Origin of the sequence: Streptomyces sp. NPDC048248 (assembly GCF_043201875.1) — a bacterium.
GTDB lineage: Bacteria > Actinomycetota > Actinomycetes > Streptomycetales > Streptomycetaceae > Streptomyces.
Map to the genome: position 1 here is coordinate 326,306 of NZ_JBICZL010000002.1, position 12,678 is coordinate 338,983.

At 73.6% G+C, this 12,678-nt stretch carries 10 protein-coding genes; 5 read left to right on the plus strand and 5 right to left on the minus strand.

What is annotated here, in order from left to right; all coding sequences use genetic code 11:
- Window positions 1-273: 273 nt before the first annotated feature.
- The gene (locus ACGFZW_RS04630; RefSeq protein ID WP_393891550.1) at window positions 274-1,671 is read right to left on the minus strand and encodes an NADP-dependent succinic semialdehyde dehydrogenase; all 1,398 of its coding nucleotides are present in this window, start codon (window positions 1,669-1,671) and stop codon (window positions 274-276) included.
- A 495-nt stretch (window positions 1,672-2,166) separates the two neighbouring features.
- On the opposite strand from ACGFZW_RS04630, the gene ACGFZW_RS04635 reads away from it, so the two are divergent.
- Entirely contained in the window at window positions 2,167-2,937 is a 771-nt protein-coding gene (locus tag ACGFZW_RS04635; protein ID WP_393891551.1) for a L,D-transpeptidase, read from the plus strand.
- Between the two features lie 51 nt (window positions 2,938-2,988).
- On the opposite strand, the gene ACGFZW_RS04640 is transcribed toward ACGFZW_RS04635, so the two are convergent.
- From ACGFZW_RS04640 to ACGFZW_RS04655, 4 genes are all read right to left on the minus strand, one after another.
- Window positions 2,989-4,272: an MFS transporter gene (locus ACGFZW_RS04640; protein WP_393891552.1), complete on the minus strand. Its 1,284-nt coding sequence runs from the start codon at window positions 4,270-4,272 to the stop codon at window positions 2,989-2,991.
- A gap of 75 nt (window positions 4,273-4,347) precedes the next feature.
- Entirely contained in the window at window positions 4,348-5,484 is a 1,137-nt protein-coding gene (locus ACGFZW_RS04645) for an amidohydrolase family protein (RefSeq protein ID WP_393891553.1), read from the minus strand.
- Window positions 5,484-6,884, minus strand: coding sequence for a glutamine synthetase family protein (locus ACGFZW_RS04650; protein ID WP_393891554.1), 1,401 nt, complete (start codon window positions 6,882-6,884; stop codon window positions 5,484-5,486). Before ACGFZW_RS04650 ends, ACGFZW_RS04645 begins: the two co-directional genes overlap by 1 nt.
- Window positions 6,885-6,963: 79 nt before the next feature.
- Complete coding sequence (locus ACGFZW_RS04655) at window positions 6,964-9,027, minus strand: SpoIIE family protein phosphatase (protein ID WP_393891555.1); 2,064 nt, start codon at window positions 9,025-9,027, stop codon at window positions 6,964-6,966.
- A gap of 194 nt (window positions 9,028-9,221) precedes the next feature.
- On the opposite strand from ACGFZW_RS04655, the gene ACGFZW_RS04660 reads away from it, so the two are divergent.
- From ACGFZW_RS04660 to ACGFZW_RS04675, 4 genes are all read left to right on the plus strand, one after another.
- Window positions 9,222-10,082 carry a TetR family transcriptional regulator C-terminal domain-containing protein gene (locus ACGFZW_RS04660; protein WP_393891556.1) on the plus strand — a complete coding sequence of 287 codons (861 nt, stop codon included), beginning with the start codon at window positions 9,222-9,224 and terminating at the stop codon, window positions 10,080-10,082.
- A 94-nt stretch (window positions 10,083-10,176) separates the two neighbouring features.
- Window positions 10,177-11,064 carry a 3-keto-5-aminohexanoate cleavage protein gene (locus ACGFZW_RS04665; RefSeq protein WP_393891557.1) on the plus strand — a complete coding sequence of 296 codons (888 nt, stop codon included), beginning with the start codon at window positions 10,177-10,179 and terminating at the stop codon, window positions 11,062-11,064.
- A gap of 46 nt (window positions 11,065-11,110) precedes the next feature.
- The gene (locus ACGFZW_RS04670; RefSeq protein ID WP_393891558.1) at window positions 11,111-12,094 is read left to right on the plus strand and encodes a 3-hydroxyacyl-CoA dehydrogenase NAD-binding domain-containing protein; all 984 of its coding nucleotides are present in this window, start codon (window positions 11,111-11,113) and stop codon (window positions 12,092-12,094) included.
- Window positions 12,091-12,549, plus strand: a complete 459-nt coding sequence (locus ACGFZW_RS04675; RefSeq protein WP_393891559.1) for a thioesterase family protein — start codon at window positions 12,091-12,093, stop codon at window positions 12,547-12,549. Before ACGFZW_RS04670 ends, ACGFZW_RS04675 begins: the two co-directional genes overlap by 4 nt.
- Window positions 12,550-12,678 lie beyond the last annotated feature (129 nt).

Below are 12,678 nucleotides of genomic sequence, written 5' to 3' on the forward strand. Positions count from 1 at the left end.
CGGCGGCCATCGACCGGTCTCTGCGACTCCCCCGCGGCGCGGTCGGGGCGCAACATGGCCGAGCCGGCCAACCTGGCCGTTGGCCGACTCGCCCTGATCGGAACGTACACCCTCGCACGGCTGACGAAAACTGCTCCGGCGCACGCGCCTGCCGGGGCTCCGTACACGCCGTTCGCCCCTCGCCCCGCCACCCCTCCCCGGGAGCCCGAACCGGGCCGGACACAGCGGTCCGGGCGGACCGCGCGCGGACCGCCCGGACCACCCTGGCGGGGCTCAGTCCTCGGGCCCGTACCAGACCGTCGTCATGTTGCAGAACTCCCGCATGCCGTGCCCGGAGAGCTCCCGTCCGTAGCCGGAGCGCTTGGCTCCGCCGAACGGCAGGCCCGGGTGCGAGGCGGTCATACCGTTGAAGAAGACGCCGCCCGCCTGCAAGTCCCGGGCCAGCCGGGCCTGTTCCTCGGCGTCCCGGGTCCAGGCGTTGGAACCGAGGCCGAAGGGCGTGTCATTGGCCAGCGCGATCGCCTCGTCCAGGTCCTCGACGCGGTAGAGCGTGGCGACCGGGCCGAAGGCCTCCTCCCGGTGGATCCGCATGGCGGGGGTGATGCCGGACAGCACGGTGGGCTCGTAGAACCAGCCCGTACGGTGCTCCGGCGGGCGCCGGCCGCCGCACAGCGCGGTCGCCCCCTGGTGCAGCGCGTCGTCGACCAGCTCCTCCAGGTCCGAGCGGCCCTGCTCGCTGGAGAGCGGACCGACGTCGGTGTGCTCCTCCATCGGGTCGCCGATGGTCAGCGCGGCCATCCGCTCGGTGAACCGCGCGGCGAACGTGTCGTGGACGTCGGTGTGCACCAGGAACCGCTTGGCCGCGATGCAGGACTGCCCGTTGTTCTGCACCCGTGCGGTGACCGCCGTACGGACGGCCTTGTCCAGGTCGGCCGACGGCATGACGAGGTACGGGTCGCTGCCGCCGAGTTCGAGGACCGTCTTCTTGATCTCGTCACCGGCGATGGCGGCGACCGAGCGGCCGGCGGGCTCGCTGCCGGTCAGCGTCGCGGCGGCGACCCGCGGGTCCCGCAGGACGTCCTCGACGGCGCCGGAACCGATCAGCAGGGTCTGGAAACAGCCCTCGGCGAAGCCCGCCCTGCGGAACAGCTCCTCCAGATAGAGGGCGGTCTGCGGGACGTTCGACGCGTGCTTGAGCAGGCCGGTGTTGCCCGCCATCAGGGCGGGCGCGGCGAACCGGACGACCTGCCAGAGCGGGAAGTTCCACGGCATGACCGCCAGGACCGTGCCCAGCGGGCGGTAGCGCACGACGGCACGCATCGCGCCGGAGTCGTGGACATCGGCCGGGTCGGGATGCTCGTCGGCGAGGAGTTCCTCGGCGTGCGTCGCGTACCAGCGCATCGTCTTGGCGCACTTGGCGGCCTCGGCGCGGGCCTGGGCCAGCGGCTTGCCCATCTCGGTGGTCATCGTGCGGGCGACGGAGTCCTGGTCGGCGTCGAGCAGATCGGCCGCCTTGAGCATGCGCTCGGCCCGGTGGGCGAACGACGTCAGGCGGTGCTCCTGGAAGGCCCGCTCGGCCCTGACCAGGCAGTCCTCGATCTCGCCCGCATTGAGCGCGTCGAAGGTCTTCAGCGTCTCGCCGGTGGCCGGGTTGACCGTGGCGATGGCCATGATCAGCACCTCCTTGGGGGTACGGGTGGTGATGCGCGTACGGGGTGGTGGTCCGCGGCGCCCCTAGGACAGCGGAGAGGGCGCCGGGGACGGATCCGGGACCGGATCCGGATCGGGGCCGGGCGGCCGTGGCACCGGGGACGGCGGGACGGGGTCCGGCGGCCCGGGTGGTCCTGGCGGGGCCGGTGGTACGGGGGGCGGCTCCGGCACCGGACCGGGGCCGGGTTCCGGGGGCGGCACAGGGCCGGGGCCCGGCTCGGGAGGCGGCACGGGATCAGGATCGCGGCCCGTGGTGCGGACCCGCCGCGTCTTCGCTTGCCGCTGCACTTCTGGCCTCCAGAATCGGACGGCTTCGGGCACATGGGTGCCCGTACCCGAGTCTCGCCCGTCCATGGCCCCGACGCAGCGCGGATTGCCGAGGGACGGCACCGAGCCCTCGGTGAATGACCTGTTCGGACGACGCCGGGCCGCCCCGACCCGCTCTACATTGCGCAGATGTCCCTGACGCGTACGACCACAGCCGCGGCCGGCAGCGGTCCCGGGAGGTGCGCCGGCGGACCCGGTTTCCGGGCCGCCGTCCTGGCGTCGGCGCTCTGCGCGGCCCTGCTCGCGCCCGCCGCACCGGCCCCGGCAGCGCCCGTCCCGCTCCCCCTGCGGATGGCCGACACCGGGGGCGGCGATCAGCTCATCACCGCCGTCGCGTCCGGTACGCGCGCCACGACCGGGACGGTCAGCTGGTGGCAGCGGCACAACGGCGGCTGGCGACGGGCCGGTTCCGCGCCGGCCCGGTTCGGCTCCGGTGGCCTGGCCGAGGGCCGCACCCGGGTACAGGGCACTTCCACCACACCGACCGGGCTGTACGACCTGCCGTTCGCGTTCGGGACCGCCCCCGCGCCGGCCGGCACCACGACCCCGTACCGCCGGGTCGGCGCGGGCTCCTGGTGGTGCCAGGACAACGCGTCCTCGTCCTACAACCGCTGGGTGGATCCCCGGCCACCGGACTGCGCGGCCGCCGAGTCCGAGCGGCTCGCGAAGTATCCGGCCCAGTACGGCCGGGCGCTGGTGATCGGGTTCAACTACCGCCATCCGGTACGCGGCCGCGGCGCGGGCATCTTCCTGCACGTCAACGGCAAGGGGGCGACGGCCGGTTGTGTGTCCGTACCGGCCGGGGCGATGGCGCGGATCCTGGCCTGGGTGCGGCCGGCCCGGGACCCGCACATCGCCATCGGCACGACGCACGGGCCCACGGCGATCACCCGTTACTGATCGGGTCCGGACGCCGGCGGCGGGCCGTCGGCCCCGGTGGCCCGACGGAGGTCACGGCTGCGGGTCGTGGGCGTCGTAGCGGGCGAAGGCGCGGCGGCCGAGGCCGAGGCCGGTCACCACCAGGACGCAGGCGAGGCCGCCGCCGATCACCGCGACGGCAGGTGAGGTCAGATCGGCCGCGGAGCCGGCGAGGAAGTCGCCGAGGCGCGGCCCGCCCGCGACCACCACGATGAAGACGCCCTGCAGCCGCCCCCGCATCGCGTCGGGGGTGGCGGCCTGCAGCATGGTGCTGCGGAAGACCATCGAGATGGTGTCCGCGCAGCCCGCGACGGCAAGGAAGAACAGCCCGAGCCACAGGTGCCGGGAGAGCCCGAAGCAGGCGATGGCGGCGCCCCAGGAGGCCACCGCGAGCAGGATGGCCAGGCCGTGCCGGCGGATCCCGCCGAGCCAGCCGGAGAACAGCCCGCCCAGGACGGCGCCCACCGCGGGCGCGGCGACCAGCAGGCCGACGGTCTTGGCGTCCCCGCCGAACCACAGCACCGCGATCGCCGGGAACAGCGCCCGGGGCTGCGCGAGCACCATGGCCGCGAGGTCGGAGAAGAACGTCATCCGGAGGTTGGGCCGGGTGGCCAGGAAGCGCAGCCCGTCCAGGACGGAGGCCCGGCGCCTGCCCGCCGGGTGTCCCTCGCCCTGATCGGGGCGCATGGAGGGCAGCCGCCACATCGCGTAGAGCGAGCCGCTGAAGGCCATGACGTCGATCAGATACGCGGCCTGGTAGCCCCACAGGCCGACGATGACGCCACCGAGCATCGGCCCGCCCATCAACCCGAGGTTGCTGGTCAGCGAGTTGAGCGCGTTGGCGGCCGGCAGCTGCTCGGTGGGCAGCAGCCGGGGGATCATCGACGAGCGGGCCGGGGAGTTCATCGCGAAGCAGACGGCCTGGAGGGCGACGACGCCGTAGAGCAGCCAGACCCGGTGGTAGCCGGCCAGTGCCGCGGTGGCGAGCACGACGGACATCACCGTCGCGCCCCCGGCACTGAACAGGCCCAGTTTGCGGCGGTCGACGGTGTCGGCGATGGCGCCGCCGTAGAGCCCGAAGACGACCAGCGGCACCAGGGAGCACAGACCCACCAGGCCGACCGAGAAGGTGGAGCCGGTGATGGCGTAGACCTGGAGCGAGACCGCGAGCGCGGTCATCTGCTGGCCCATCCAGGAGATGGTGTTGCCGCACCACAGCCTGCGGTAGTCGGCGGAGCTGCGCAGGGGCGTGAGGTCGGCGAATATCCGGGAGCGCAGCGGTATGTCGCCGGATTTCGAGGTAGTTGCAGGAGGCACGCGGAAGTAAAGCACGGTGGCCGGAGTTCGGATACGGCAGGGCGGTACGGCCCCGGCGCGGCCGCCGGGCAGCTCTCAGCCTCCGGGGAGGCCGTACACCCGCCGCGCGTTGTCCGCCGCGAGCATCGCGCCGACCCGCTGGGCGTCCGCCTCCGACCAGGCTCCGGAGGCGGTCCAGTCGCCTAGCACCGAGGCGAGGGCCGTACGGAACAGGGCGCTGCCGACGGTGTACAGCTCCGGCAGGCCGTAGGCGTCGGTGGAGAAGAGCAGTTTGCCGAAGGGGGCGAGCTCCAGGAATTCGGCGAGGACGGCGGTGGCGCGTGTCCCGGTGTGTGTCAGGGTCAGGCCGAAGTCGGCGTAGACGTGCGGGAAGACGCTCGCCAGGTAGGCGGCCTGCCGGTGGTAGGGGTAGCAGTGCAGGAGCACCAGGTCGGTGCCGGTGTCGGCGGTGGCCCGGACGAAGTCGGTGAGCAGGGCCGGGTCCGCGCCGTGCAGGGAGAGGTCGGGGTCGCCGAAGCCGGTGTGCAGCTGGAGGGGGCGGCCGGTGGCGACGGCCAGTTGGACGAGGTGGCGCAGCAGCACCGGGTCGGTGACACGGGTCGCCCCGCCGGCCGTCCAGCGGCGGGCGGCGCTGTGCAGTGCGGCGGGGGCGGGCGGCCTCGGGTCGAGGGCGAGTCCGTGCCGGTACGCGGCGACCGATTTGAAGGCCACGGCGGTGCGCGCCGCATCCCGTACGGCGCTCTCCAGGGCGTGCAGGAACTCCTCGGCGTCATGGGTGGCGGCCGCGACACGCTCGGCCAGCGTCTCCAGCCGGACGATCTCGTGTCCGGTGCCGCCGCCGGCCGCCGCGGTCTCGTCCGGCCCGGTGAGATCGCCCGGCAGCCCGGTGTCGAGGAGGTAGGCGCCGATGCCGGTGGCGCCCAGCAGCCGGCGACGGGTCTCGTCCGGGCCGAGTTCGGCGCGTCGCGCCAGATAGCGGTCGGGCGCGCAGTGGGCCGGAAGATCCAGCAGCGGCGGGCACCAGCGGCGTACCGCGAAGCCGGCCTGGGTGTCGAAGAAGGTGGTGCCGGCCGCGGCGGGCCGGTCCGATTCGGTGAGGAGCGCGGCGAACGTCACGGGGTCGGGCTCGTGCCGGAGCACGCCGTGGCAGTGGTGGTCCACCAGCGGCGGCAGGCTCGCACCGTCGCCGGGCCCCGGGTCGTCCGCGGCCATCACCAGCGCCAGCGGGTGGCGGCGGCGATCTCCTCGGCGTCGCTCTCGGCGAACCGCGCCTCCTCGGCCCGCCGGACGGCGAGCACCGCGCCGTGCAGCATCTCGCCGAGCGCCTCGAACAGCGGCGCCGACTTCTCCAGCCGGTCGGTGGCCTCGCTGAGAGTGGACGGCAGCCGGACGATGCCGCGCCGGGCGCGCTCGCGGACGCCGAGGACGCCCGGGTCGCCGACCGTCGGTGCGGGGAGCGAGGCACCGGTCTCCATGCCGTGCAGTCCCGCTGCGATGACCGTGCCGACGGCGAGGTAGGGGTTGGCTGCGGCGTCGAAGGTCTTGACCTCGGCGTGGCCGCCGTCCGGGTCGTCGGGCGCACCGGTGATCAGGCGCAGCGCCGCCTCGCGGTTCTCCACTCCCCAGCACTGGTAGACGCCCGCCCAGTGGGAGGGCTGCAGCCGGAGGTAGCTGGCGGGGGACGGGCAGCCGATGGCGAGGAGGGCGGGCAGCGCGCCCAGGACGCCGGCCAGGAAGGCCTGCGCGTCGGGTGCCAGGCCCCATTCGGCGTCCGCGGCGCGGTGCAGGCTCTCGCCGTCGCGGTGCATGCTGAGGTGGAGGTGGCAGCCGTTACCGACCTCTCCTGCGACGACCGATGGGGCGAACGAGGCGCGCAGTCCGTGCCGTTGGGAGACGGCGCGGATGGTCTCGCGGACCAGCACCACGTCGTCGGCGGCGCGCACCGGGTCACCGGGCTCGGTGGTCACCTCGAACTGCCCCGGGGCGTACTCGGGGTGGAGCTGGAGCACCTCGACGCCCTGGACGGCCAGCGCCTCGGAGACATCGCGGAGGTAGTCGGAGAGTTCGACGACGCGGGTCATGCCGTACGCGGGTCCGGCGCAGGGGTAGTCGAGTGCTTCGTACGTGTCGGCCGCTGCCGGGGGCGGGCCGGCCGGGGCGCGGGTGACCACCCACTCGGTCTCGAAGCCCGCGCGCAGGTCGAGGCCGGCCGCGGTGGCCCGCTCGGTCATCCGGCGGGCGAACTGCCGCTGGCAGGCGGGGTGCGGCAGGCCCAGCTGGTCGTAGCGGTCCGCCGGGGCCCATGCCCAGCCGGGCTGGGCGGCGAGGACGGTGACCCGGTCGAGGTCGGGGAAGAGCCGCAGGTCGCCGTCCGGCCCGCCGAGGTGCTCGGAGGGGGAGATCTGGTCCTCGGAGGTGAAGACGTCGAAGACGGGCGACATCCCGACGCCACGCTCCGCGGCCTGCGCGAGGCGCTGCGCCGGAATGGCCTTGACGCGCACGATGCCCGCATTGTCCACCCAGGTCAGGGCCAGGTTCCGGACCCCTTCCGCGTCCAGTCGCGCCGCCAACTGGCGGGCGTCCCCGCGCTGTTCCGCAGGCCGCGATGCCATATGCCGTCCTCACTCCGCCGTGCCGATCCCTCGGCGCCCGATCCCCCCGTCACCGACGGCGGGCACAGGCCCGTCCCGGTCAGGGGCAGTTGAACTCGCACCATACGCACTTTCCGCCACCGCGCGGTTCCACACCCCAGACATCGGCCAACCGGTCCACCAGCAGCAGGCCACGCCCGGACACCCCCGCCTCGCCCGGTTCGCGGCGCCGCGGAAGGCTGCTGGAGTTGTCCTCGACCTCCAGGCGCAGGCGCCGCTGCACACTGTGCGGCATCCGGATGTTGACCACCGCCTCACCGTCGGTGTGCAGCAGGGCGTTGGTGATCAGCTCGTCGGCCACCAGCTCGATCTCCTCGGAGCGCTCCCGCGCCCCCCAGGCGCGGACGGCTGCCCGGATCATGTGCCGGGCGGCGGAGAGCCCTTGGGGGTCGGCGGGCGCGATGTGCTGCCGGAACCGCCCCGCGATGTCGTGCTCCGGGGCGCCGAGGCGTCGCAGCAGCAGCAGCGCCATGTCGTCCTCGCCGCTGCGCTCGGCCGCCGACTCGCAGAGCCGTTCGGCGAGTTGCTGGACGTCCTGGGGGCCCTCGCGGACCTCGCGGGCCAGCTGCCGCAGGCCGTCGTCGAGGTCGGCTCCCGGCTGCTCGACGAGCCCGTCGGTGCACAGCACCAGGGTGTCGCCGGCGGCGAGGTGGATGGTGGTGACGGGGTAGTCCAGGCGCTTGAACTCGGAGGAGATCCCCAGCGGCAGGCCGCCGGCCACCGGCAGCCGGCGGCAGATGCCCTCGGAGTGCCGCAGCAGCGGATCGATGTGCCCGGCGCGGACGAACCGGGCCGCGCCGGTGCTCAGGTCCGCGTCGACGTAGACGCAGGTGGCGAAGCGGTCGGTGTCGAGTTCGTTCAGGAACGCCGAGGCGCGGGCCATGACCGTGGCGGGTGCGTGCCCTTCGGCCGCGTAGGCGCGCAGCACGATCCGCAGCTGGCCCATCAGGGCGGCGGCCTGGGTGTCGTGGCCCTGGACGTCACCCACGACGGCGGCAACCCTGCCGTTGGGCAGCGGGATCACGTCGTACCAGTCGCCGCCGATGTCCCGGCCGAGCCGGGCCGAGCGGTAGCGGACCGCTACCTGGGCGTCGGGGACGCCCGGGATCCGGCGCGGCAGCATGGCCTGTTGCAGGCCCGCGGCGAGGTCGTGTTCCTGGTCGTAGAGCATGGCGCGGGCCAGACTCTGGGCGATGCTGCTGCCGAGCGCGACCAGCACGTTGCGCTCCTGGTCGCGGAATTCGCTCTCCCGCCGGTAGAACAGCCCGATCACGCCGATCGGTCGGCCCTGGGCGATGAGCGGCAGGTACGCGGCGGAGCCGACGTCCAGCGGTTCGATGGCCGGCCACAGGTCGGGGTAGTCGCGGGCGAATTCCGCGCGGCTGCGGAGGTAGCGCGGGGTGAGGGTGCGCACGACCTCGCTCATCGGGAATTCGTCGCCGACCCGCGTCAGCTCGTGGTCGGGGACGAAGCTGCCGGCCTTCCCCTCGGAGACCAGGCGAATACGGCCGGCCTCGACCAGGCCGAGGATGACGTTCTCCGCGCCCAGCCGGCTCAGCCCCTGTTCGTCGGCGAGCACGGCGATCACGTCGCGCACCGTTCTGGCGTGCGCCAGGGCGGCGGTGGTGCGCTCGACGACGCTGGTGTGCCGGCGGCGTTCCTCGTCGACCGCGACCCGCTCGGCCGCCTGGGTGTACTCGTCGCTGGCGTCCCGGACGACGCCGATGATCCGGCGGGGCCTGCCGGACTCGTCGCGGCGGATGCTGCCCTGGGTGTGCGTCCAGCGCAGTCCACCGTCGCGCAGCCGGATCCGGAAGTAGGCGCCGTAGGAGTGGCTGCCGTCCTTCAGGGCCGCGGCGACCACGGCGTCCAGGCGGGCCGACTCGGTGGGCGGTACCCGGCAGCCGAGGGTCTCCGGGCGGTTGTCGTACTCGGCCGGCGGCATGTCGAAGACCTCGAGGGCGGGCGGGTCCATGTGCATCAGCCCGCTGTCGAGGTCCCAGTCGAAGCCGCCCATGCCGTTGAGTGCCAGGGTCAGGTCCGGGTGGGCGGGCCAATCGTCCGGCACCGACACGGTGGGGCGCTTCGGTCCCCGGTCAGCCATGCCGTCACTTTGCCACATTCACCCGGATTGCGGCGGATGGAGGTATTTCAGCCTCCCCGCCGGCCGCAATACTGACTCCCTCATCAGTTGTTGCTCATCACGTCACCACTCACCCCCAAAATACTGGCCTCTACCGCCTCCGACCGCACCTCGGTCGTTGCGATGTTCTCAACACGCTGTTACGGTCCCGGACCATGAAGGAAGACCCCGGAGCCCGGGTGGGCGACGACGCGGGCGAGGTCACCGACCGTGTCCGCGAGGTGATCGACCGGCTCGGCTGCAGCCACCGGGAGTTCGCCCGCCGCATCGTGATGGACCCCTCGAAGCTGTCCAGGTCACTGGGCGGCACCCGGCGCTTCACGCTGGCCGAGATCGTGCGCATCGCCGACATCGGCGGGGTGGAGGTCGGCCGGCTGCTCGGCTCCCCGGAACGGCCCGCGCCGCCGGCGGACCGGGCACCGGTTCCCCTGCCCGAGGGCGGCCGGCCGCTGCAGATCGTGCGGGAGACCGTCCGGCTCATCGCCGAGCACGGCTTCCACGGCGTACGGGTCGCCGATATCGCGGCGGCCTGCGGCACGAGCACCGCCGCCGTCCACTACCACTTCCCCGGCCGTGACGAGCTGCTGGAGGCGGCCGTCCGCTGGTGCATGGACGAGGACACCGACCGCCGGGCCGCGGGCCTGGCCGAGGCGTCCGACGCCCGCGAGGAGCTGCTGCACCTGATCGCCCTGCAGACCCCGCGCACCGCGCAGCAGCGCCGGCAGTGGCTGGTCTGGCTGGACCTGTGGGCGCAGGCGGCCCGCTCCACGGCCGTCGGACGGCTGCACGAGCACTACTACCGGCAGTGGCGCACCACCGTCGCCGACGTCCTGCGCCGCGGCGTCGAACAGGGCGTCTTCCGTCCGGTGGACCCCGAGTTCACCGCGCTGCGGCTGACCGCGCTCATCGACGGCCTGGCCACCCAGGTCCTCGCCACCGCACCCGACAGCACCGGCCCCGACACGATGCACGCCGCACTCCTGGCCTTCGTGGAGGGCGAGCTCACGGCCCACTGAGGCACGAAGCCCGGCCCCGCAACCCGCTGCGCCTCCTCCGGAACGCGCCTTCCCCCCTCTCGTCCTTCCGCCCCGCCCCACCGAAGGGATCACCATGAACAACGAGGTCATCATCACCTGCGCGCTGACCGGCGCGGGCGACACCGTGGGCCGCTCCCCCCACGTGCCCGTCACCCCCGAGCAGATCGCCGCTTCGGCCGTCGAGGCGGCGTCCGCAGGCGCCGCGGTGGTCCACATCCACGTGCGCGACCCCGAGACCGGCGCCCCCTCGCGCGACCCGCGCCTGTACGCCGAGGTGGTCGAACGGGTCAAGGAGACCGGCACCGACGTCGTCATCAACCTCACCGCCGGCATGGGCGGCGACCTGGTGATCGACCCGGAGAACCCGCTGCGCAGCCTGCCCGGCACCGACCTGGTCAGCGGCCTGGAACGGCTGCCGCACGTCGAGGAACTGCTGCCCGACATCTGCACCCTGGACTGCGGCTCGCTCAACTTCGGCGACGGGTCCAACCTCTACGTCTCCACCCCCGACATGCTGCGGGCGGGCGCCAGGCGCATCCAGGAGCTGGGCGTCCGTCCGGAGCTGGAGATCTTCGACACCGGCCAGCTGTGGTTCGCCAAGCAGCTGCTCGCCGAGGGCCTGCTGGACGACCCGACGATCTTCCAGCTGTGCATGGGCATCCCGTGGGGCGCACCGGCCGACCCCGGCGTGCTGCAGTCGATGGTGAACATGCTGCCCGAGGGCGCGCAGTGGGCCAGCTTCGCGCTCGGCCGGATGCAGATGCCCTGGGTCGCCCAGTCGATCCTGCTCGGCGGAAACGTGCGCGTCGGCCTGGAGGACAACCTCTACCTCAGCAAGGGCGTCAAGGCCACCAACGGTCAGCTCGTCGAACGCGCCGTCCAGATCACCGAGTTGCTCGGCGCATCCGTCGCCACCCCCGCGCAGGCGCGTGCCCGCCTGGGCATCAAGCCGCGCGGCTGACCCGCCGCAGCCTCCCCCGCCCGCCCTCTTCCCGGAGCCGCTCCCCATGCCTGAGACCACCCCTGCCCCGACCCCTGCCCCCTGTTCGCCCGAGGCCGTACGCCGTGTCGCCTGCATCGGCGCGGGAGTGATCGGCGGCGGCTGGGTCGCCCACTTCCTGGCCCGCGGCTACGACGTCACCGCCTGGGACCCGGCCGCCGGCGGCGAGGAAAAGCTCCGCCGCCTGGTCTCCGCGGCCTGGCCCGCTCTGGAGCGGATCGGCCTCGCCGAGGGCGCATCCCAGGACCGCCTCACCGTCGCGCCCACCCTCGCCACAGCGGTCGCCGAGGCCGACTTCGTCCAGGAAAGCGCCCCGGAGAAGTTGGAGCTGAAGCGCTCCCTGCTGGCCGAACTCGCCGCGGCGACCCGTCCGGGCGTGGTCATCGCCTCCTCCACCTCCGGCTACCCCATGACCGATATGCAGACGGACGCCGAGGACGCCGGCCGGCTGGTGGTCGGCCACCCGTTCAACCCGCCCTACCTCATCCCCCTCGTCGAGGTCGTCGGCGGTGAGCAGACCGACCGCGAGGCCGTCGAGTGGGCCTCCCGCTTCTACGACGTGGCGGGCAAGTCCGTGATCACCATGGACCGCGAGCTGCCCGGCTTCATCGCCAACCGCCTCCAGGAGGCGCTGTGGCGCGAGGCGCTGCACATGGTCGCCAACGGCGAGGCTTCGGTCGAGGACATCGACGCCTCGATAACCGAGGGCCCGGGGCTGCGCTGGGCGTTCATGGGCCCGTGCCTGACCTTCGCACTGGCCGGCGGTGAGGGCGGCATGGCCCATATGCTCGACCACTTCGGCCCGTCGCTGAAGTCCCCGTGGACCCGCCTGGAAGCACCGGAGCTGGACCGTGCGCTGCGCGACGCGATGGTCGACGGCTGCGCGGAGGCCGCGGGTGAGCGCAGCTACGCGGATCTGGTCGCCGAACGCGACCGGGGCGTCATCGACGTCCTGCGGGCCACCGGCCGGCTGGGGGACGACCGCCGATGAGTGCCCCTCTCCCTCTCTTCCGGCAGACCGTCCAGGACGCCTGGATCGACTACAACGGCCACCTCAGCGAGGCGTACTACGTCCTGATCTTCGGCTTCGCGACGGACGCCCTGATGGACGGCGCGGGCCTCGATGCCGCCTACCGCGCACGCAGCGGCTGCTCCCTCTACACGGTCGAGGCACACGTCCGCTATCTGCGCGAGGTCGCCCGGGACACCGAACTCACCATCCGTACAACGGTGTTGGGCGTGGACGGTAAGAAGCTCCGCCTCCTGCACGAGATGTTCGTCGGCGAACCGTCCGGGGACCCGGTCGCGACCGAGGAGCTCTTCACCCTGCACGTCGACCAGGGCACCGGGCGCGCGGCGCCGCTGCCGGACGCGACGCGCGAACACCTCTCCGCGCTGGCCGCTCCCGCGCCGGAGTGGGCCGGCCGCGGCATTCGCGAGGTGTAGCGGAAGGGTTCTCCAGGTGGGCGGGGGGGGGGGGGGGGCCGCCCCCCCCCCCCCGGGGGGGCGGGCGCCCCCCCCCCCCACCCCCCCCCCGGGGGCCCGGAGGGTGGGGGCCGGCGGCGGGAGCCCCCC